Source organism: Roseobacter sp. GAI101, assembly GCF_000156335.1.
In the GTDB taxonomy this organism is placed as follows: Bacteria; Pseudomonadota; Alphaproteobacteria; order Rhodobacterales; family Rhodobacteraceae; genus Sulfitobacter.
On record NZ_DS999213.1, the window covers coordinates 3,707,052 to 3,729,038 of the forward strand.

Sequence of the window (21,987 nt, forward strand, 5' to 3'; positions counted from 1 at the left end):
CCTCGTTGCTTCCCATGATGTTGCACAACCCGCGCTGAGCCACAGCTAAAGCGCGCTATGTTGCGCGTCTTTCAAGCGGGCGCGACTAATCTATACCGTCGTTTAGCATCGGGAAGAGAAGTAGCGGCCACCAATGCGGAAATCTGATCTAATCAGGATTGGGTACGTTCAGATAATTCCCCTTCGGTATTTTCACGACACTTTTTAACCCTAGCTGAGATCTGCTTTGTTCGTCCAATTCGACGATCGCGCTTTGTATGGCATCGAAAATCAGATCCGCATCGTTGCCCAAGGCCGTGATAAGAGGCAGTCCGGGCGTGGGCTTGGTCCAATCCAGAACACGCAACCCGCTTGCAAATGGCTCGTACTTCTCGATGTTGCGCCATGTCACAGCATCAATGGACGCGATGTCGGCCCGCCCTGTTGCTACGGCCCGGGCTGCTTCAAGATGCTGTTCGACGTGCAGTCGGTGTTCAAACCAGAACCCTTCGGGCTTCAGATGCCAAAACGGGGCTGCGTACCCCGATTGCGAAAACGTCTGATTATACGCAAAGACCGCACCCTTGAACGCTGTTAACTCTGTTCGGGCATCATCGGCGCGGACAATAATGGCACTGCGATAATATCCCGCCGGACAGCCGGCCAACCCGAAATCCGGGGTGCCGACCAGCTGGACTTTGTCATGCAGCCACATGCGGTAGGGCATCCCGCATGTCTGGCTTAGGACCAGTTCGGGGTGGTTCCAGACATCAAATTCTGCGGCGTCTTGCGACAGCGCTTCGGGGCTATCCATCCCGGCGTCGCACAGGTGTTTGCGGATCAGGGTCCAATAGCGTTCATGCGCCTGAACCAGTTGCGGCCGCTGGTACATCATCAGGCTGGCAATCATCTAACGTCTTTCCTTTTAAAAGCCACCGCATGTCGGCAGCGCTATGGCAACGCGTTACAAATCGGGAAGAGCTCACGGGAGCCACATAATCTGAGTCATATTACATACTTTAGCATTTTGCTGGCTTAGAAACTTTCCCTTAAACCAAGGCTGCCAGGTTGCAGGGGAGGCGCTCAAGTCAAAAGCAGACGGTAATTCGCCTATTGAAAATTCTGCCGCGATCCAATGCGATGAAATTTACAGAACAAGTCGGCCGTCGCTACCTAAATAGGCTCCAGTTTTCCGCCCCTTATGTCCACGCCGCGATCAAAGTCACGAATGCCCCACTGCTGAAGCTCAATTCGTCTACCATGGCTGCAGTGCAGCCTTGTCAGAGCGGTCATTCATGTGATGCGCAGATTGGCCTCTTCGGATACTTTTAGGGGGCGATGCTTGCCATGGCCTGCCGGGGCAGGGGCCTGACACAAGCGGGGCGGCGCGCCGCTATAATCGGGGCGTTTCTGGTCGAGCGACCGAGAGGCTTGGTGGCGTGTCAAAAGAACGCGCGACTGTTCGGCTTCGCTAGGCGTCACCGCCCGATGAAGTCCGAGCGTCGTTCAAGCAAGCTCTCGTAGAGGAAATCGACGAAGAGCCTGACCCGTTGCACCCGGCGCAGGTCGCCGTGCATGAGCACCCAGGTCGATCGGCTCTGATCAAGCTCGGTGCCCCGCACCCTTTCCAATTCGGGAAAGACGCTTTGCACCCAAGTCGCCAGAAAGGTCATCCCGACGCCGGCCCGCGCAAGATGCATGTGCATCGCCGGATCGGCGATGGCATGGCGCACGGCCGCGCGCGGAAATGGCGAGGCGGCGATCATGGCCTGAAGTTCCGGCACTTCGCCGTAGCCGAGCCAGGTCAAGCCTTCGCCGCGCGGCCCCGCGTCGTGCAGATGCCTGTCAAGATAGTCTCGAGAGGCGAATACGCCCAGCGACAGCGGGAACAACTTGCGTCCTACGGCATCCCCGTCGATCTCCCGCACATGGCGGATCGATACGTCGGTCTCCAGCTTCTCGATCGAGTCGATGGCGTAGGACAGGTTCATGTCGATATGGATGTCGGGATAGAGTGTCAGGAACTCGCCCAAGACTGGGGCAAGCAGAAAGTGCGCGGTCATCGGATCGGCCGACAGGCGGATGCGACCCGCCGCCTCGCTGTCGAGCCCGCGCACCGCGTTGAAGCCTTGGCGCAACGCCGTTTCGGCCTCGAGCGCCTGCGGCAGCAGCTTGCGGCCCGCCGCCGACAGGTCCAGCCCCCCCGCGCTGCGCCGAAAGAGCTGGACACCCAGTTGCGCCTCGAGCCCTTCGACCTGCCGGCGCACGGTCGCGTGGGTGCCGTTTAACTGTTCGGCAGCCCCGCGCAGCGAGCCCGCGCGCGCAACGGCCAAAAATGCCGGGAGAGATTTCCAATCCACCATATGGAACGATTATGAACCACACCGGTCCGATTCTGGCAATATGCGGTGAGTATTCGGTCCGGTAAATCAGAATTAACCCAACCGGACGGAGAACGAAATGACTGCAACCCTATCTGCCTGGCGCATCGGACGTTACGGCGCACCCGAGGTCCTTCGCCCTGTGACGCGGCCCCTTCCGGCACCTGGTCCCGCCGAAATCCTGATCCGCATCCGCGCGTCTGCCGTCACCCGCGCAGATGGGATGATGCGGGCCGGCACGCCCCTTTTTGCGCGTCCCTTTCTTGGCCTGCGCCGCCCGCGCCAGAACCTGTCGGGCACGGGGCTGTCGGGCGAGGTGATCGCGGTGGGGGAGAAGGTCACCCGGTTTACGGTGGGCGATGCTGTCTTCGGCGAGGCGGGGCTCAGGTTCGGAGCGAATGCCAGCCACATTTGCCTGGATGCAGGCGGCGTCCTGTTGAAGAAGCTTGAGGCACTGTCGCACGAGGAGGCAGCCGTGATGTGTGACGGTCCGTTGACCTCGTATCATTTCCTGCACAAGATTGCGCAGTTGCAGTTCGGGCAGCATATTTTGATCCTTGGCGGTTCCGGCAGCCTTGGCTCTGCGGCGGTGCAGATCGCTGCTGCCGCCGGAGCCCATGTCACCGCCACCTGCAGCACGCGGAACGTGAACTTCGTCGCGGGGCTTGGGGCCGGACGGGTCATAGATTACACAAAAGAGGATTTCACCGCCCTGCCAGACCGCTACGACGTAATTTACGATACCGTGGGGGTCAGCTCATTCAAGATGGCCAGGGCGCGACTGACCGAGACCGGACGCTACATCTGCCCCGTGCTGACGCTGCCGCTTTTTGGTGCGATGCTGAAAAGCCGCATGACCGGGGGGCGCAGGGCCCGTTTCGCCGCTGCTGGCCTTCAGTCGCACGAGCTTTTGCGCACGCACCTGAAGTGTCTTCTGGCGATGGTCGAGGCGGGAACACTGTCCCCGGTACTTTCGCGGGTATATCCTTTGGCCGATCTGATCGAAGCCCACCGCCACATGGAAACGGGGCACAAGCGTGGGAACGTGGTCGTCGTCTGACAGCCGCATTACCCGGGTTTCGTCTGAAAGTTTTGAAGGGAAAGGAAGGTTGAATGGGACGTTTGAGTAAGAAAACATGCATTGTGACAGGCGCGGGCCGCGGGATTGGCGCGGCCATTGCGCGAGCCTTCGCTCGGGAAGGCGCAACCGTTGTCGTGACCGACATGGTGGCGAAGTCTGCTGCTTCGATCGCCGAAGAGATCGGCGCGCATCACCAGTGCCTTGACGTGGCATCCGAGGCCGATTGGGCCGCGCTCGCCCAGAGGTGGCCCGCCTGCGACGTGCTGGTGAACAATGCCGGGATCACCGGCTTTGAAGATGCCATGCGCCCCCATGACCCGGAGCACGCCACGCTGGCCGACTGGCGGGCGGTGCACAGGGTGAACCTGGATGGCACATTCCTGGGTTGCCGCTACGCGATCGGCGCGATGCGGGACAAGGGGGCCGGATCGATCATCAACATATCGTCTCGATCCGGGCTTGTGGGTATTCCTGCGGCAGCGGCCTATGCGTCGTCCAAGGCCGCCGTGCGGAACCACACCAAGTCCGTCGCGCTTTACTGCGCCGAGCAGGGGCTGAATATCCGGTGCAATTCGATCCATCCGGCCGCCATCCTCACGCCCATGTGGGAGCCGATGCTGGGCAACGGTGCGGACCGCGAGGCGCGCATGGCCGCATTCGTGGCGGACACACCGATGCGCCGGTTTGGCACAGTCGAAGAAGTAGCCTCCATCGCAGTGCTGCTTGCTTCAGATGAGGCGGCCTACATGACCGGGACGGAATTAACTGTCGACGGAGGGCTGCTCGCAGGCTCGGCCGCAGCACCAACGGCGGACTGAACACAGAACGACGGGCTTTGGGCCAACAGGGTGGCCAAAATGGCCTTCGCCGGTCGCGGGCGCTAGTCAGGGTCGCTGCGTACCATGCACGCCGTAGACGCGCGGCTTTTCATGATATTTCCGAGGGATTGTAATTTTGACCGACCACACCGTGAACCCCGACCTTGTGCACAAGATCCGCATTGCCGGGGTGCTCTACTTGGTCATCATCATCACGGGCCTTGGTGCCGAACTGGGCCTTCGCGGCCCCTTGATCGACTTCGGCGATCCAGATGGCACCGCCGCCGCGATCCTTGCAGCACCTGGCCAGTTCCGGCTGGCCCTTGCCGCCGACCTTGTGATGGCGCTCTGTGATGCGGGTCTGGCGATCCTGTTCTATCTAATCTTTCGCACCACAGCGCCGAATATGGCCTTGGCTGCGATGATCTTCCGGCTGATCCAGACCGTTCTGATTGCGGCAAACCTGCTGGCGATGCAGGCGGCATGGCTGCTTCTCTCCAGCACCGATAGTCAGACCGATGCCCCCGCGCTCGCGCTGGTGTTTCTCGACCTGCACGCCCACGGCTACGACCTTGGCCTTGTGTTCTTCGGCGTGAACAGCCTTTTGATGGGGGCACTGGTCTGGCGTTCGGGTCTCTTTGCGAAGGTTTTTGGTGCCGGTCTGGGGATAGCCGGATCTGTTTACCTTATCGGTAGCGTTTTACGGTTCTTCGCCCCTGAGGTCTCGGCGATGTTCGCACCGGCTTACGGGCTGACAATCCTGGCCGAGACCGCTTTCTGTCTCCGGCTGCTTCTTCAGCGGTCTTCGCGCTTGCCGGCGTCGGGAGTGTGACCGGTCGCGCCGGTCGAGCAAATCCATCCTCCCCACTCAAGGAGATTTTCGCCATGTCCTCCGAACATCCAACACTGCACATCCTCTGTGGAAAGATCACTTCCGGAAAGTCGACATTCGCCGCGCAGCTCGCGGCTGCGCCCGGAACGGTTCTTGTTGCAGAAGACACCTGGCTGGACGCGATCTTTGCAGAAGAACTGCATTCGCTGGTGGATTACGTGCGCTGCTCAACGAAGTTACGAAGCGCAATGGGTCGTCATGTGGCTGCGATGCTTGACGCAGGCGTTTCGGTCGTCCTCGACTTCCCGGCGAACACCGTCGCGCAACGCGGCTGGGTGGGGGGCATCCTTAGGGGCGTGGAAGTCGCCCACCAGCTTCATGTGTTGAATGTCCCCAACGAGGTCTGCCTTGCCAGGCTACGCGCGCGAAACGTGGCCGGGGATCACCCCTTCGCGGTGACGGAAGTCCAATCCCGCCAATTCGCAAGTCACTTCGCCGCGCCAACACCGGACGAAGGGTTCAATCTCGTGATCCACGACGATCCTCTCGATGCGGTGCCCGGGACTTTATGCAAATGACCGGGAAAGTGCATGACCTTTCGCCCTTAGGGCTACGGTTTCGCATGGTGAGGGCAGTGTGCACCGTGTTGCTGGTTCTTTGCCTTGGCCGGAACGCGACGCAGCCGCGTCATTAACAACGCCGGGCGTTTCATGCTATTCGTTCGAATGTGCGGTCTTTTGAGGATCGTTCGTCAACCGAACCGGGGGTCACCCAAGTGGACAAGCTTTCTGTCATGCACGCCTTCCGCCGCATCGTCGAACGCGGCAGTTTTGCGCGCGCGGCGGAGGATCTCGGTGTTTCGCCGGCACTGCTCAGCCGCGAGGTCAAATTGCTTGAGGAAAGCCTTGGCAGCACGCTGCTGACCCGTACGACGCGTTCCATGTCAGTGACCGATGCAGGGCGGCTTTATTTCGACGAGGCGATCGGGATCCTCGACGCCGTCACCAATATTGAGAACCGCATCAGGGACGGTGCAGGCGCGGTACGCGGCCATCTCAAGGTCAATGCGTCCAGCTCATTCGGGCAGACGGTCATCGCGCCGGTTCTACCGGGTTTTCTTGAGACCTATCCCGATATCCGGCTGACGCTATCCCTTGATGACCGCGTGGTCGACATGATTGAGGGCGGGTTCGATGTCTCGATCCGCATCCGGGCAGCGATGCCGAATTCGGCGCTGGTCGCGCGCAAGATAGGCACGATGCGGCAACGAATTTTTGCCTCCCCCTCTTATCTGGAACATGCTGGCGTGCCGCAGGACCCCGAGGATATTCGTCGGCACAGGGTGGTCGGATTCCTTTTGGCTGATCACCTGACGACCTGGGCTCTTACCGGACCGTCGGACACGTACGCGCTGGATCTTGACCCGAAGGTGCGCGTTGGCAACAGCCTTGTGCTGCGCGATCTTCTGATCGCGGGACAAGGGATCGGCACCTTGCCGGATTTCGTTTCTGATGGCCCCGAGAGGCGCGGAGAACTGGTGCGTGTGCTTCCAGGTTGGGAGCTGCCCTCACCGGAAATCTTTGCCGTGACGGCGTCCCGGCTTGGTATGGACACAAAGGTGACCGCCTTTCTCGATCATCTCCGGACGGCACTTCGGTCCTGACATTCTTCAACCAGCGTAAAGAATGAAGTGACAATGCGGCGGTTATTCCGGCGCGCCGCATGACCGATCTTCTCAGGCATCGAAACTTCAAACCTGAGTGGATCCCATGACCCGAATTCTTGTTCTTTACTACTCCAGCTATGGCCATGTTCGTGCGCTGGCCCAAGCTGAGGCCGAGGGCGCGCGCGCCGTGCCCGACACCCATGTCGATATCCGCCGCGTGCCGGAAACGGTCCCGGACGACATCCAGCAGAAGGCTGGGTTTGCCGCCGATGATACGCCTGTTGCAGTACCCGCCGATCTTGAATCCTACGACGCGATCATCTTCGGGACGCCGACCCGTTTCGGAATGATGGCCGGGCAGATGAAATCCTTTCTCGACCAGGCTGGCAGCCTCTGGGCGCGAAATGCGCTTGTCGGCAAGGTCGCGGCTGTCTTCGCTTCCACCGGATCGCAGCATGGCGGTCACGAGGCGACGTTGCTGTCCACCCAGATCCCGCTCCAGCATTTTGGCATGGTCATTGCGGGCATGCCGTACAGCTTCGCCGGTCAGACGACAGCAGAGGGCATTGTTGGCGGCGCACCCTATGGCGCGGGCACCATCGCTGGCGCGGACGGCTCGCGTACACCTTCCGAAATCGACCTTGCCGGAGCGCGGTTCCAGGGCGCGCATGTCACCCGTATCGCCGCGCGGCTTGCCGGGCTTAACCTGCAAGAGGAGGCAGCTTAATGGCTTCCCTCACCATCGATTTCTTTCACGACGTGGTCTGCTGCTGGTGCTTCAACATATCGTCTCGGATGCGTGACCTAGCAGCCGAGTTCGACCTTGATGTCCGGCACCGCACCTTTGTCCTGCAGGCGAGCCGCGACGAGATGGCGGCGCGCTGGGGCGGTCCCGAACAGGCCCGAGACACTATTCTTGGGCACTGGTCGGTTTGCCGGCAGGTCAGCGACCGGCCAGATCTCGTCAATATCGACGCAATGCGGGCAGCCCCGTTCGATTATCCTCACGGGATGACAGCGGCGCTCGCTTGCAAGGTGGCGGAACTTGCAGGCGGACAGTCCGCCCATTGGGACATGTTCGACCGGCTCCAGCGCGCGCACCTCACCGAGGCCCGGAACATCGCCGATCCCGAGACCATCCTGCAAGTCGCGCGTGACCTAGGCTTTGAGGCGGCAGCCTTCGCGGAGGCGTTCGACCAACCGGCCGCGGCGCGCGCAGTCGAGGCCGACCGACACTACGCCCGCACGCGCCAGGTTCGCTTGATCCCCGCGCTCATCGTCCGCGAGACCGGTACCCGGCTTGTGAACGGACCGCGCGAGGATCTGGCAGCGCAACTTCGCGCCGCGCTTCGCATCATCGCCTAAACTAAAACTCTCGCTCATTCGTCGTGACGACCGGCAACGCCACCCAATGGCTCTTCGTAACGTTCCGCCCACCTGTTGCGGGACATCGGCGTCGGACCTTGGCCAAAGCGCCCGCGTTTGTCCATTCACGCACTCTGGTGAGCCCCTCAAAAGGAGACAGACCATGTCCCGTAGCACCGACATCCTTCTCACTGCGCTCGCCCCTGCGATCTGGGGCAGCACCTATCTGGTCACAACTGAGGCGCTGCCCTCTGGATATCCTGTGACGCTCGCGGCGCTGCGTGCTTTGCCGGCAGGTCTGCTGTTACTCGCGTTGACACGCTGCGTGCCACCGCGCGCGTGGCTCGGCCGGACCTTTGTGCTTGGAGGCTTGAATTTCGCGCTCTTCTGGGTGCTGCTCTTTGTGGCTGCCTACCGTCTGCCCGGCGGGGTGGCGGCGACGCTCGGGGCGCTTCAGGCCATGATGGTTATCGTCATGGCGCGCGGTTGGCTCGGTACGCCGATCCGTGCGGGTGCCGTTGCCGCAGCGGCAGCTGGCGTTTTGGGCGTGGCACTTCTGCTTATCAGCCCGCAAGCCCGGCTCGATCCCATTGGGGTTGCTGCAGGTCTGGGGGGCGCTGCCTCCATGGCGGCGGGTACGGTGCTCAGCCGGAAATGGCAGCCGCCGGTCTCGGCGCTCAGCTTCACCGCATGGCAGTTGACGGCGGGCGGGCTGATCCTCTTGCCGCTCGCCCTGATCATGGAGCCACAGCTGCCGTCGCTTTCTGCCACGAACCTTGCCGGCCTCACCTGGCTTGGTCTTGTCGGGGCCGCCGCGACCTACGCCATCTGGTTCAGAGGCGTTGCCAGGCTCGATCCCGGGGCGGTCTCCATGCTCGGGATGATGAGCCCGGTGACTGCGGTGGCACTTGGCTGGCTCTGGCTTGACCAGTCCCTGTCGCCGCTGCAGTTTCTTGGCGCGGCAGTTGTCCTCGTATCGGTCTGGGCCGGTCAGCGCGCCAACCGCCCGCGTGCGGACGAGGCTTTTCGAACAGCCCCCACGCGCACCGGTAAATCTGTCGGGTCGACCCGCGCGGCAAGCCGTTCCAGCATGGTGCGATAGAGGTCAGCCGGGATCATCGCCTTCGGGTTCCATGGATCGTGAGGTTCAAGGCCGACCACCGCAAGCAGCTTTGATTCGTTGACGACTCCCCCGGCGGCGGCGACCTTAGCAAAACCATCCTGCAATCCCAGATCAGTTTTGACTGACATTCGAAAGGCAATCCGCTGATTGCCACGGACAGCAAGTTGACAGGCATTGGTTTGGTGGTCTAGTAATCAGACCAGTTGGCCAATCCGAGGCGTGAAATATCTTACTGGGAGGGGAGATATGGACGATTCAGCTTTTTTGACTGCGCAGACCTCTCCGCTCGAGAAGGTTGCCCATCGCTCTATCAAGGACGAGGTGGCAGAACGGTTTGCCACGCTTATCGCCTCTGGCGTGCTGAATGTGGGGGATGCCCTGCCAAGCGAGCGAGAGCTGGCGTCTACGATGGGCGTAAGTCGTGAAACCATCCGCGGTGCGCTGCTTATTCTATCGACAAAGGGTATTGTCGCGACTGTTCAGGGTGCGCGGACCAAGGTCGTATCGGTCGATGTGGGTGACATCGGGATGTCCGCTTTGTCTAACGGGCGGGTGACAGACTATGGGTTGGATGACGTGCACGAAGGCCGGCTGATGGTCGAGGAACGGCTTGCCGTTCTGGCGGCCCGGCGAATTGACGCGCCAACACTCCGCCACCTGAAAGAACTGATCAAAACACAAGAGGCCGCTACTGGTGATCCCGTCAGATTTCTGATTGCCGATCGGGCATTTCATACGGCCGTGTACCAGTCTTGCGGCAATGCGGTCCTGTCCGATCTGGCGGCCACGCTTTATTCTTACCAGCTGGATCACCGCCGCCGGGCGGTCAGTGTCGCTGGTGCGATTGAAAGAAGCATTGCAGACCACAGGGTGATTTTGGCGGCGCTGGAAGCACAGGACGCAGACGCATTGGTACAGGCGCTCGGCGCTCATGAGCGGCGGATTTACGACAGTACGCGTGCGCTTTTGGCGACATCAACAAAAAAGGCAACATCATGAGACTTACAATCATCGGCGCGGCAGGAATGATCGGCCGCAAACTGGTAGAGCGCGTTGCCGCATCCGGACAGATCAACGACCGTGCTGTGGACGCGATGACTTTGGTCGATGTGGTGACACCTGACAGCCCGGCAGGCTTCAAAGGGGCATGTGACGCCTATGCAGCCGATCTGACAGAAACCGGCACCGCCGCGCGCCTGATTGCGGATCGCCCTGATGTGATTGTGCATTTGGCGGCCATCGTCTCGGGCGAAGCCGAGGCGGATATGGAAAAGGGCTACCGTGTCAATCTGGACGGCACGCGGGCCTTGCTGGACGCGATTGCGGCGCATGACGACTATTGCCCGCGCGTGATCTATGCGTCATCGCTTGCGGTATTCGGTGCGCCGTTTCCGGTAAAAATCCCCGATGATTATCACCTGACCCCGCTCACCAGTTATGGCACGCAAAAGGCCATGGGCGAGATGATGCTGAACGACTATTCCCGCCGCGGCATTCTGGACGGTGTCGGTATCCGGTTCCCGACAATCTGTATCCGCCCTGGCAAGCCGAACAAGGCGGCATCGGGCTTTTTCTCGGGCATTCTGCGTGAACCGCTGAACGGGCAGGAGGCGATCCTGCCTGTAGAAGATGATGTGCGCCACTGGTTTGCCAGCCCGCGTGCTGCTGTCGGGTATATCGAACATGCAGCGACGATGGACACCGCCCCGCTTGGGGCGCAGCGCTGTATGACGATGCCGGGTGTAACCGCCACCGTAGCTGACCAGATCGAGGCATTGCGCGCTGTCGCAGGTGATTCCGCTGTCGCCCTGATCAAACGCGTGCCCGATCCGGCAGTTGCCAGTATCGTCGCCGGCTGGCCGCGCAACTTTGACACAGCTCGCGCGATCGCTGCGGGCTTTGTTGCCGAGACATCCTTTCAGGAAATCATCGCGGTTTATCTGGAAGACGAAATGGGCCAAACGGCCCAGGCAGGTACCTGAGAACAGGCACCCATCCTTCTGTGCTTCGGCACAGATTTAAACGACCAGAACTGAAAACCTTTGGGAGGAAACCAAATGAAACATACACTTTTCGCAGTTGCGAGCACCTTTGCCCTGATCGCAGGCACATCCGCCTTCGCCCAGCAGTCCATCGTTATCGGCCACGCCCTGTCGCCGACATCGCACTACGGCCTTGGTGCCGATGCCTTCATCGCCAAGCTCGAAGAGCTGTCGGGCGGCGAGTACACCGGCACGCAGGCACCCGCAGGCCAGTTGGGCGGCGAGCGTGACATGATTGAGGGCCTGCAGATCGGCTCGCTGGACGTGGTCATCACCTCCACCGGCCCACTGGGTAACTTTGTTCCTGAAGTCTACGCGCTGGATCTGCCATTCCTGTTCCGTGACTATGACCACGCACGTGCGGTATTGGACGGCGAAATCGGTCAGGAACTGCTGGCCAAAATCGACGAGAACAACCTGGTTGGTCTGGCATGGTCCGAAAACGGCTTCCGCCATGTGACCAACTCGCAGCGCCCCGTGCGCACGCCAGCGGATCTGGAAGGTCTCAAGCTGCGGACCATGGAAAACAAGGTCCACATGGAAGCCTTCTCCCAGATGGGTGCCGCACCAACGCCAATGGCATTCCCCGAACTGTTCACAGCGTTGCAGCAGGGTGTTGTTGACGGTCAGGAAAACCCTGTGACCGTGATCACCGCGTCGAAGTTCTGGGAAGTACAGGGCCACGTTTCGCTGACCGGCCACGTCTATTCGCCCGTTGCCGTGCTGGCCTCGCCCGTTCTGATTGACGGCCTGACCGACGAGCAGAAGGGCTGGTTCTACGAGGCAGCCAAAGCGTCTGCCGCGGCAACACGCGCCGAAGTGAACCGTCTGGAAGATTCCGGCGTTGCCCTGCTGCGCGAGAACGGCATGGAAGTCATCACCGACATCGACAAAGCACCATTTGCAGAGCTGGCGGCACCTGCCTACAAAATTTACACCGACCAGTATGGACCTGAGCTCGTCGAGCGTATCCAAGCGGTCGAGTAAGCCCGAACACGTCAGGCGCGGACCCGTTCCGCGCCTGACCCTTTTCCTCCGACGTCTTTCCTCTGACCCATTAAGGCCCCTGCCATGCGTTATTTCTTACGTCTCGAAGACTTCACCACCGGCTTGGCCTTACGGCTGTCGATCGCCTTTCTGGTTATCGCCGCCGGACTGGCGCTGTTTCAGGTGATCACCCGCTTTGCCTTTGGTGCGCCGTCAACCTGGTCCGAGGTGATCACGCGCTCCGCGATGATCTGGTCGGTGTTTCTGGGTGTGGCTGTCGCCTTCCGCCACGGTGCTATGATCTCTGTCGATGTAATACAGAACGTTCTGCCTCCCCGTCTGGGCTTGGGTCTGTTTTTGTTTGCCAATTTGGGGTCTCTTATCTTTTTTGCCGTCCTGATGTGGCAGGGCTATCTGATGACCCTGCGCGTCATGGCCCAGAGCCTTGCTGCCCTCGAAATTTCAATTGCATGGGTCTATGCGGCGCTGCCCGTCGGCTCGGCGTTTATCTTGATCGCCATCATCGCCTCCATGATCCGTGCAGTGCAGGGTGACTGGCTGGCCGCACGCGATGCGGAGGCAGCACTATGAACAGCGCACTTGGCCTTTCGCTCGCTATCCTTTTTGTTCTCGGTGTGCCCATTGCGGTGTCCATCGGTCTGGCCTCGATCATCGGGATTGAGGCGCAAGGCCGGCTGCCCCTGCTGCTGGTTGCCCAGCGTATGTTTACAGGCATTGACAGCTTTCCGCTGATGGCGATCCCGCTATTTATTCTGGCGGGCAATCTGATGTCTGCGGGCGGTATCTCGCAACGTCTGGTTGAACTGGCGAAGTCGTTGGTGGGTGGTGTGCAAGGCGGTCTGGCCTGCACCTGCGTTCTGACATGCATGCTGTTCGCATCTGTCTCCGGCTCTTCCGTGGCGACCACATTCGCCATCGGGGCCATTTTGATCCCCGCGATGGTCAAGCATAACTACCCCAAGCCACTGGCCGCTTCAATTCAGGCATCTTCCGCCGAATTGGGTGTGCTGATCCCGCCGTCCATCCCGCTGATTCTTTACGGTGTGTCCACCGATACCTCCGTCGGCAAGCTGTTTGTCGCAGGTCTCGGGCCCGGTCTCGTTGTTGCAGGCTCTCTTATGGCGCTGGTGCTGGTGATCTGCCGGATGCGCGGTATCGGCAAAGAAGATGGCGTAGGCCGCTCCAGCCCGGGCGTGGCGTTCAAGGCCGCGTTGCCTGCGCTGCTGGTGCCGGTGGTGATCCTTGGCGGTATCTATTCGGGCATTTTCACCCCGACCGAAGCAAGTGCTGCGGCTGTTTTTGCGGCATTGATCGTCGGTATGGGCCTGTACAAAGAGCTGAAGTTTGGCGACCTGCCGGAGATTTTGAAGAAGACCGTGATCGCGACCTCCGCGATTATGATCATCATCTCTGCGGCCTCGCTCTTTTCGTTCCTCATCACCCGCTCGGGGCTACCGAACGAGATTGCAGCATGGTTCAAGGACATCTTTGAAAGCCGTATCGCATTTCTGCTGGCCGTGAACATTCTGCTGCTGATTGTCGGCATGTTCATTGAGACGTCAGCAGCCATTCTGGTGCTCGCCCCGATCCTCACGCCCATCGCACTCAGCTATGGCGTTGATCCCGTCCACTTCGGTCTGATCATCGTGGTCAATCTGGCGTTGGGGATGATCACGCCACCGCTCGGGGTGAACCTGTTTGCGGCCTGTGCGGTCGCCAACCTGCGTGTCGAAAAGATCATTCCGCAGCTGGTCTGGTTTGTGCTTACGGTTTTTGCAGCGCTCATGATCATCACCTACGTGCCTGCGATTACATTGTGGCCTGTTGAATGGGTCTTTGGAGGATAACCGATGCTTGTTGATTTTTTAGGTTTGGGGTCGATGGGCCTCGGTATGGCGAAAAGCCTGCTGGAGGCCGGTCATCAAGTGCGCGGGTTTGACCCTGACGCGGCGCGTGTTGATCTTCTGTGTGCGCAAGGCGGCAGCGGTTTTGGTGAGGGTGTGCCACAGGCGGATGCCGTGGTCAGCGCGGTACTGAACGCCGATCAAACCCGTGCGGCGCTGTTTGGTGAGCATGGCGCTGCGGCACGGTTGCGCCCAGGCGGGGTGATCATTTCCTGTGCCACAGTCGCGCCCGCTTTTGCAGCTGAGATGGAGGCAGAGGCCACGGCGCGGGGATTTAGCTATCTTGATGCTCCGATTTCAGGCGGTGCGATCAAGGCCGCTGCGGGCCAGTTGTCAATCATGGCATCGGGCAGCGCAGACGCTTTTGCGGCTGCCGATCCCCTGCTGGATGCGATGGCGGAAACCGTTCACCGCCTTGGCGATCACGCGGGCGCAGGCTCTGCCATGAAGGCAGTGAACCAGTTGTTGGCGGGCGTGCATATCGCAGCCATGGGAGAGGCGCTTGCCTTTGGCGCGTCCCAGGGGCTGACCCCTGCGCAGGTGGTTGATGTTGTCTCTGTTTCTGCGGGCACATCATGGATGTTCGAGAACCGTGGTCCCCATGTGGTCGAAGGGGATTATACGCCCCGTTCAAAGGTGGATATCTGGCTTAAGGATCTTGGTATCGTGGGTGATATCGCCGCTACTTCCGGTCTGCCGGTGCCGATTTCGTCCAACGCGCTGGCACAGTTTCGTGCCGCGTCAGACGCAGGTCTGGGCGATGAAGATGATGCCGCCATTGCAAAATATTTCGCCCGTCAGGGCGGCGTAACCCTACCGGGAGATAGCTGATGTTGCTGGGCTGTATCGGGGATGATTTCACAGGATCAAGCGACCTGGCCAACACCTTGGCGAAAGCTGGCATGCGGACAGTCCAATACAGCGGCGTGCCGACAGGCGATGCGGCGACGGATGTGCAGGCCGGTGTTGTCGCGCTCAAGTCCCGCTCGATTGCGCCGGAGGCGGCGATAGAACAGTCGCTGGAGGCTTTGAAGTGGTTGCAAGCCCAAGGGTGCGAGCAGATATTCTTCAAATACTGCTCGACCTTCGACAGCACGGCACAGGGCAATATCGGGCCGGTTGCAGATGCGCTGGCCGCCGCGCTTGATGCGCATAAAGTCATCGTGTGCCCTGCGTTTCCGGGGGCCGGTCGGTCGGTCTATCAGGGCTATCTTTTTGTCAAAGATATGCTGCTGAACGAAAGCGGGATGGAGAACCATCCCCTGACCCCGATGAAAGACGCAAACCTGCGCCGCCTGATGGCCGCGCAAAGCGTGCATTCGGTCGGGCATGTGCCTGCGGACGCGGTTTTTGAAGGGGCCAACGCGATCACTGCCAAGTTGGAGGCCGAGCATGCGGCGGGTCACCGGATGATCGTTGTCGATGCTCTTCGCGATTGCGACCTGATGCAGATCGGTGCGGCGGCAAAAGGTCTGCCATTGATCACCGGAGGGTCTGGCGTGGCACTGGGTCTGCCGGCTAATTTCGGTATCTCGCCGGCGCAAGTGCCGTGGCAGGGGCAAAACGGTAAGGCGGCAATTTTGTCCGGCTCCTGTTCAACCGCGACCCGCGGCCAGATCGCGTACCACGTGGCGCGACATCCGAGCCTGAAAGTTGACCCCGCCGACGTGATCAGTGGCGCGCAAACGCCTGAAACTGTTGCGAAATGGCTTGCTGAAACTGATGGTCTGCCCCTTGTTTACAGTTCTGCCGATCCCGACGAAGTTGCAGCTGTCCAGGCGCGGTTCGGTGCAGATACTGCCGCAGAGCCGCTGGAACGTTTCTTTGGCAAAACGGCGTCTTGTCTGGTCGACCTGGGCGTTGCGCGCATCCTGACCGCAGGCGGAGAAACATCAGGCGCTGTCGTTGAAGCGCTCGACATCCGCACATTGCAAATCGGGCCCGAGATTGACCCCGGCGTGCCGTGCTTGCGGGCAGACGATACGTTGGTCATTGCGCTGAAATCCGGTAATTTCGGTACCGTCGATTATTTCGAAAAAGCAGCGAAAATGTTGGGGCAGGGGTGATGCGCGATACGGCCCTGCGCGAACAGATATGCCTGTTGGCGAAATCCATGTTTGATCGGGGGCTGACAGGCGGCAGCACGGGCAATATCTCGGCGCGTACGGATGATGGCGGGTTACTTGTATCACCCACCGGTACCAGTTTCGGGCGACTTGATCCCGGACGCCTGTCGCATTTCGACGCCAGCGGCACTCTGATCGGGGGCGATCAACCGACCAAGGAAATGCCTTTGCATCAGGCATTCTATGAAACGCGCAGCAGCGCTGGCGCGGTTGTGCATTTGCACAGCTGTCATTCGGTTGCCCTGTCGATGTTGCCGGATACCGACCCTGATAATTTCCTGCCGCCTTTGACACCCTACGGAATCATGAAGCTTGGCCGCGTCAAGCTGTTGCCCTTTTTCATGCCCGGTGATCCGGCGATGGGCGACGCGGTGCGCGGCCTTGCCGGTAAACGCAGCGCGGTCATGCTGGCCAATCACGGGCCGGTTGTTGCGGGCAAGGATATAGAAGCGGCCTGCAATGCCGTTGAAGAGCTTGAGGATACTGCAAGGCTGGCGATGATGCTGCGCGGCATGAATGCGCGCGGGCTGTCTGATGATCAGGTGCAGGCGCTTGTCACCAAATTCGATATAGAGTGGGATGATTGATGAAATTCTCGGCTAATTTGGGCTTTTTGTTCACTGATTTGTCGCTGCCTGATGCTATTCGTGCGGCCAAATCAGGGGGATTTGATGCGGTCGAATGTCACTTTCCCTATGATACCCCCCCGCCCGAGATGAAGGATGCCTTGGCGCAAACCGGTCTTCGGATGCTGGGCATGAACACATGGCCGGGGGACCGCGCCGCCGGGGATTTTGGCCTTGCGGCACTGCCGGACCGTGTGGACGAAGCGCGCGCCGAGATTGCCCGCGCAGTTGATTACGCCGCAGCGGCTGGCGTTGAGGCGGTGCATGTGATGGCGGGGCGCACGGATGGCGGGCCTGCCGCTGAGGAGTGTTTTCGCGCCAACCTGAATCATGCCTGTGATCTGGCCGCCGCGCATGGCCTTTCCGTCTTGATCGAACCGATAAACACCCGTGATGTGGCGGGTTATCATCTGTCTGGCACGGCCCATGCGGAACGCATTGTAAATGATCTGGCCCGTCCCGAACTGAAAATCATGTTCGACTGTTATCATATGCAAATCATGCAGGGTGATCTGGCAAATACGTTAGAACATCTGTTGCCCAAAATAGGCCATATCCAGATTGCCGCAGTGCCGGACCGTGGTGAACCCGACTGTGGCGAGGTTGATTACGGCTGGCTGTTGCCGCATCTTACAGCACTTGGATATCAAGGTCATATTGGCGCAGAATATCGCCCCCGAGCTGGAACCGAAGCGGGTCTGGGCTGGATGGCCCGGATGAGGCTTGCTCAGTAGGGGTGTGCCCTGCCAGAGGTGGTAAACCACTACGATAATGCCATGAATAATTCTGCTAGAGGTGGAGGAGTTGGTCATCTGTTTCGTCGCGTCATTCGAATGATCCGAATTGAGCGAGTTCCAGAAGCCAATCTCTGATTTGTGTGGCAGCTTTAAATGCGAAGCGCATGCTTAAAGGCCCCGGCCTTCTTGGATCATGGCACGGGTGACCGAAACGGGTCGTAAATGTGATCCTTGGCAGATGGCCGGACGCGCAACGGACCGCGTTTGCAGGCGACCAAGGGTCAAAACCGGGCCTGTCTATGCTGACAGCGCGGGACTTGGGTCAATGCGCCTCTGCTGCAAGCCCAAGAAAGGCTGGCCCCTAGAGGCGCTTTGCCTGTTACCTTCTGAAATTAAACAAGAAAATCGGCATTTGGAAGTCTGCTTGACCATCCGTACCGCGCCTTATAGCGTTTTTCGTTATATGTAATGGATCGGGACTGGTAAAATGAACAAACAAGCGATCGCCGATACAAAAATTGATAATAAATACCGCGCAAATGTGCGTGAAAGATACACTGCCGACGAGGCTGATGTGGTCGAAGCGCTGCAGGAACACATCAAGTTGAACGATGCGGACCGACAAAAGGTCGCTGCTGCGGGGGCGCTTTATGTCGACCGCGTGCGCAAGGAAACATCGCCTTCCATGATGGAGGCATTTTTGGCCGAATATGGCCTGTCGACCGAAGAGGGCGTGGGCCTGATGTGTCTGGCCGAGGCGTTGTTGCGCGTGCCGGATGCCGAGACGATCGACGATCTGATCGAAGACAAGATTGCCCCGTCGAACTGGGGCGCGCACCTTGGGCATTCGTCATCGTCGCTGGTGAACGCATCGACCTGGGCGCTGATGCTGACAGGCCGGGTTCTGGATGATGATCCCAAGGGCCCTGCGCGTATCTTGCGCAGCTTGGTGAAACGGATCGGCGAACCTGTTGTCCGGACAGCTGTCGCGCAGTCCATGAAAATTCTGGGGCGGCAGTTCGTGTTGGGCCAGACCATTCAGGAAGGCCTGAAAAACGCGCGCGACGAAGAAGCCGAAGGGTACACCTTTTCCTATGACATGCTCGGCGAAGCGGCCCGTACCGATGCGGATGCACGACGCTACCAGCAGGCCTATGCCGATGCGATCACGGCGATTGCAAAGGCCGCCAAAGGGGACGTGCGATCAAGCCCCGGTATTTCCGTCAAGCTGTCGGCGCTGCACCCGCGTTATGAATATACGCACAAATCCACGGTCATGGCTGAACTGGTGCCCCGTGCCTTGGAACTGGCCAAGCAGGCGGCAAAAGCCAACATCGGCTTTAACATCGACGCCGAGGAACAGGACCGGCTTGATCTGTCGCTCGACGTGATCGAGGCGATGCTGTCCGATCCCGACCTTGAAGGCTGGGAGGGTTTTGGTGTCGTCGTTCAGGCCTATGGCCGCCGCGCGGCCCCGGTGATCGAAACGCTCTACGACATGGCCGAACGCTATGACCGCAAGATCATGGTGCGGCTGGTCAAGGGGGCCTATTGGGATACCGAGATCAAGATCGCGCAGGAATTGGGTGTTGAACGCTTTCCGGTTTTCACGCGCAAGATCAACACCGATCTTAGCTATATGGCCTGTGCCCAAATGCTGATGGACCGGCGCGACCGGATTTATCCGCAATTTGCGACCCACAACGCGCATACCTGTGCGGCGGTTGTTGCGATGGCCGGCAATGACAAGAACAGCTTTGAATTCCAGCGTTTGCACGGCATGGGTGAATCCCTGCACGGGATCGTCAAAGCATCGGAAGGGACGCGGTGCCGGATCTACGCGCCCGTCGGTGCTCACCGCGATCTGCTGGCCTATCTGGTGCGGCGTCTGCTTGAAAACGGGGCGAATTCTTCCTTCGTGAACCAGATTGTCGATACGTCGATCCCCTCGGCTGCAATTTCGAAGGATCCGGTTGAGGCGGTCAAGGATTTGGGGACCCAGGTCGCGAACACGACGATCGCGCAACCGCATGATCTGTTCCGGCCTGCGCGCAAGAACTCCAAGGGGTTCCGCGTCAATGAACCCGCGTCGATCCTGCCATTGCTGGCGGCGCGCGAGGAGTTCGCAGAGGCGAAATGGAACGGCGGACCAATGGTCGTGGGGCGCGATGATGTGACACGCGTGGGACGCGATGCGCTGTCCCCCGCGGATGGCACGCGCGTCGTGGGGACCGTTTATGATGCAACCCCCGAAGACGTCGAGGCCGCTATCACTGCAGCGCAGGCCGGCTTTGAAAGCTGGTCGGAAACGCCGGTCGCCGACCGCGCCGAAATCTTGCGCAAGATCGCCGATCTTTACGAAGAGAACACGGCGGAACTGACAGCAATCACCACGCGTGAAGCTGGCAAGACCCTGCTGGACGGCATCGCGGAAGTCCGCGAAGCGGTCGATTTCCTGCGCTATTACGCCAACGAGGCCGAGCGTCTGGAAGAAGAGGAGCCGGGCCGCCCGCGCGGTGTTTTCGTCTGCATCAGCCCTTGGAACTTCCCCTTGGCGATCTTCTCGGGGCAGGTGGCGGCGGCATTGGCCGTCGGGAATGCGGTGCTTGCGAAACCGGCTGAACAAACGCCGATCATCGCTGCCCGCGCCGTCGAACTGATGCGTGCGGCTGGTTTGCCAGAGGCGGCGCTGCAATTGCTTCCGGGCGATGGCCCGACGGTCGGCGGCCCGCTGACCAGTGATCCGCGCATTGCCGGTGTCTGCTTTACCGGATCAACCGAGGTGGCGCAGATCATTCACAAGGCTTTGGCCAAGAACGCGGGGGCTGACGCGGTGCTGATCGCCGAAACCGGTGGTCTGAATGCGATGATCGTCGATTCAACCGCGCTGACCGAACAGGCCGTGCGTGATATTCTGTTATCGTCCTTCCAATCGGCGGGCCAACGGTGTTCGGCCTTGCGGATGCTGTATGTGCAGGAAGAGGCCAAGGACCGCCTGACAGAAATGCTGTATGGTGCGATGGATGCGCTGGTGATCGGTGACCCGTGGGCAACGGATGTGGATGTGTCACCGGTGATCGACGCCGAAGCACAGGCCGGCATCATGGACTATGTCGCCGAACATGAAAAAGCAGGTACCTTGCTCAAGCAGCTCGATGTCCCGACACAAGGCACGTATGCGACGCCAGCGGTTGTTCAGGTCAACGGCATTGCGGACATGGAACGCGAAATCTTCGGCCCGGTGCTGCATGTCGCGACCTTCAGGGCACGCAACATCGACAAGGTCGTGGACGAGATCAACGACCGCGGATATGGCCTGACCTTCGGTCTGCACACCCGTATCGATGACCGCGTGCAACAGATCGTGGACCGCATTCAGGTCGGCAACGCCTATGTGAACCGTAACCAGATCGGGGCCATCGTCGGCAGCCAGCCGTTTGGTGGCGAAGGGCTGTCAGGAACCGGACCCAAAGCAGGCGGGCCGCACTATCTGGCACGGTTCCGGCGGGTCGGAAAACCGGACGCCGCCGTTGCCCCGAAAGGCATTGATGTTGAACGCGACGCCGTCTCAGCAGCGTTGGAACAGATAGACGCGCGCAACTGGGCTGCGCGGCCTGACCGGGTGTCGGTGCTGCGGGCGGCCTTGACGGGCCGGACGGGGATCGTGCGCAAGGCGTTGGCCGAAACCGCCGCGTTTGATACCACACCGCAAACGTTGCCGGGTCCGACAGGGGAAAGCAACCGTTTGCGGATGTTCCCGCGAGGCACGGTCCTGTGTCTGGGGCCATCGCCCGAAGTTGCCGTCGCACAGGCCATTCAGGCGCTTGGTGCAGGCTGTGGCGCGGTCATCGTCGTGCCGGGGGCATCGACGTCAATGGCAAGCGCCTTAACGGCGGCAGGGGCCCCTGTGGTGGCGTTGGACGGCACACTTGATCCGGCGGTATTGGTTGACCTTGAAGGCTTTGCCGTGGTGTCCGCCGCTGGCGCATCCGACTGGACCCGCGATCTGCGCATTGCCCTGTCAGAACGCGACGGTGCCATTCTGCCGCTGGTGACCGAAGCAATCGCGCCCGAGCGTTATATTCTCGAGCGTCATTTGTGCATCGATACGACCGCTGCGGGCGGCAACGCCAGCTTGTTGGCGACAACCTCCTGATCCGGCGGCTTGTCATCACCCTTGACCTCCAAATTCTTGGCCACCGGCACAAGGATCTGAAAAACGGCCTTTCTGCCCAGCCCAAGCTGACCGCCTAGACCATCGCAAACCTTGCGACCAAATGGTCCTGGGGGATTGAAATG

General features: G+C 60.2%; 20 protein-coding genes. 18 read left to right on the forward strand and 2 right to left on the reverse strand.

The window, feature by feature from the left end; all coding sequences use genetic code 11:
• Positions 1-148: 148 nt before the first annotated feature.
• Both RGAI101_RS17565 and RGAI101_RS17570 read right to left on the reverse strand, forming a co-directional pair.
• The gene (locus tag RGAI101_RS17565; RefSeq protein WP_008225820.1) at positions 149-889 is read right to left on the reverse strand and encodes a phosphate/phosphite/phosphonate ABC transporter substrate-binding protein; all 741 of its coding nucleotides are present in this window, start codon (positions 887-889) and stop codon (positions 149-151) included.
• A 568-nt stretch (positions 890-1,457) separates the two neighbouring features.
• The gene (locus RGAI101_RS17570) at positions 1,458-2,342 is read right to left on the reverse strand and encodes a LysR family transcriptional regulator (RefSeq protein WP_008224934.1); all 885 of its coding nucleotides are present in this window, start codon (positions 2,340-2,342) and stop codon (positions 1,458-1,460) included.
• A 97-nt stretch (positions 2,343-2,439) separates the two neighbouring features.
• On the opposite strand from RGAI101_RS17570, the gene RGAI101_RS17575 reads away from it, so the two are divergent.
• From RGAI101_RS17575 to putA, 18 genes are all read left to right on the forward strand, one after another.
• Positions 2,440-3,420 (forward strand): NAD(P)-dependent alcohol dehydrogenase, encoded by a 981-nt coding sequence (locus tag RGAI101_RS17575; RefSeq protein WP_008226173.1) that lies wholly within the window; start codon positions 2,440-2,442, stop codon positions 3,418-3,420.
• Positions 3,421-3,473: 53 nt separating this feature from the next.
• A complete protein-coding gene (locus tag RGAI101_RS17580; RefSeq protein WP_008228142.1) occupies positions 3,474-4,259 on the forward strand; it encodes an SDR family oxidoreductase in 786 nt (261 codons plus the stop codon).
• A gap of 136 nt (positions 4,260-4,395) precedes the next feature.
• Complete coding sequence (locus RGAI101_RS17585) at positions 4,396-5,091, forward strand: DUF4386 domain-containing protein (RefSeq protein ID WP_008225280.1); 696 nt, start codon at positions 4,396-4,398, stop codon at positions 5,089-5,091.
• A 53-nt stretch (positions 5,092-5,144) separates the two neighbouring features.
• Positions 5,145-5,669 carry an AAA family ATPase gene (locus RGAI101_RS17590; protein ID WP_037228679.1) on the forward strand — a complete coding sequence of 175 codons (525 nt, stop codon included), beginning with the start codon at positions 5,145-5,147 and terminating at the stop codon, positions 5,667-5,669.
• Between the two features lie 197 nt (positions 5,670-5,866).
• The gene (locus tag RGAI101_RS17595) at positions 5,867-6,754 is read left to right on the forward strand and encodes a LysR family transcriptional regulator (protein ID WP_008228262.1); all 888 of its coding nucleotides are present in this window, start codon (positions 5,867-5,869) and stop codon (positions 6,752-6,754) included.
• Positions 6,755-6,860: 106 nt separating this feature from the next.
• Entirely contained in the window at positions 6,861-7,484 is a 624-nt protein-coding gene (gene wrbA, locus RGAI101_RS17600; protein ID WP_008227178.1) for an NAD(P)H:quinone oxidoreductase, read from the forward strand.
• Positions 7,484-8,122 (forward strand): DsbA family oxidoreductase, encoded by a 639-nt coding sequence (locus RGAI101_RS17605; protein ID WP_008228189.1) that lies wholly within the window; start codon positions 7,484-7,486, stop codon positions 8,120-8,122. Before wrbA ends, RGAI101_RS17605 begins: the two co-directional genes overlap by 1 nt.
• 163 nt (positions 8,123-8,285) lie before the next feature.
• A complete protein-coding gene (locus RGAI101_RS17610; protein WP_008229233.1) occupies positions 8,286-9,224 on the forward strand; it encodes an EamA family transporter in 939 nt (312 codons plus the stop codon).
• 267 nt (positions 9,225-9,491) lie between these two features.
• Entirely contained in the window at positions 9,492-10,244 is a 753-nt protein-coding gene (locus RGAI101_RS17615; RefSeq protein WP_008228416.1) for a FadR/GntR family transcriptional regulator, read from the forward strand.
• On the forward strand, positions 10,241-11,227 hold the full coding sequence (gene denD, locus RGAI101_RS17620; protein WP_008226334.1) for a D-erythronate dehydrogenase: 987 nt from the start codon (positions 10,241-10,243) through the stop codon (positions 11,225-11,227). The genes RGAI101_RS17615 and denD overlap by 4 nt, the downstream gene beginning before the upstream one ends.
• 75 nt (positions 11,228-11,302) lie before the next feature.
• Complete coding sequence (locus RGAI101_RS17625) at positions 11,303-12,274, forward strand: TRAP transporter substrate-binding protein (protein WP_008228878.1); 972 nt, start codon at positions 11,303-11,305, stop codon at positions 12,272-12,274.
• Between the two features lie 84 nt (positions 12,275-12,358).
• On the forward strand, positions 12,359-12,865 hold the full coding sequence (locus RGAI101_RS17630) for a TRAP transporter small permease (protein ID WP_008228607.1): 507 nt from the start codon (positions 12,359-12,361) through the stop codon (positions 12,863-12,865).
• Complete coding sequence (locus RGAI101_RS17635) at positions 12,862-14,142, forward strand: TRAP transporter large permease (protein WP_008228985.1); 1,281 nt, start codon at positions 12,862-12,864, stop codon at positions 14,140-14,142. Before RGAI101_RS17630 ends, RGAI101_RS17635 begins: the two co-directional genes overlap by 4 nt.
• A 3-nt stretch (positions 14,143-14,145) precedes the next feature.
• Positions 14,146-15,030, forward strand: a complete 885-nt coding sequence (ltnD, locus tag RGAI101_RS17640) for an L-threonate dehydrogenase (protein ID WP_008227305.1) — start codon at positions 14,146-14,148, stop codon at positions 15,028-15,030.
• A complete protein-coding gene (gene otnK, locus RGAI101_RS17645; RefSeq protein WP_008226237.1) occupies positions 15,030-16,265 on the forward strand; it encodes a 3-oxo-tetronate kinase in 1,236 nt (411 codons plus the stop codon). The genes ltnD and otnK overlap by 1 nt, the downstream gene beginning before the upstream one ends.
• Complete coding sequence (otnC, locus tag RGAI101_RS17650; protein ID WP_008225731.1) at positions 16,265-16,912, forward strand: 3-oxo-tetronate 4-phosphate decarboxylase; 648 nt, start codon at positions 16,265-16,267, stop codon at positions 16,910-16,912. The genes otnK and otnC overlap by 1 nt, the downstream gene beginning before the upstream one ends.
• Positions 16,912-17,685 (forward strand): hydroxypyruvate isomerase family protein, encoded by a 774-nt coding sequence (locus tag RGAI101_RS17655; protein ID WP_008225786.1) that lies wholly within the window; start codon positions 16,912-16,914, stop codon positions 17,683-17,685. The genes otnC and RGAI101_RS17655 overlap by 1 nt, the downstream gene beginning before the upstream one ends.
• Before the next feature lie 490 nt (positions 17,686-18,175).
• Positions 18,176-21,844, forward strand: a complete 3,669-nt coding sequence (gene putA / locus RGAI101_RS17660; RefSeq protein WP_008225794.1) for a bifunctional proline dehydrogenase/L-glutamate gamma-semialdehyde dehydrogenase PutA — start codon at positions 18,176-18,178, stop codon at positions 21,842-21,844.
• Positions 21,845-21,987: the final 143 nt, after the last annotated feature.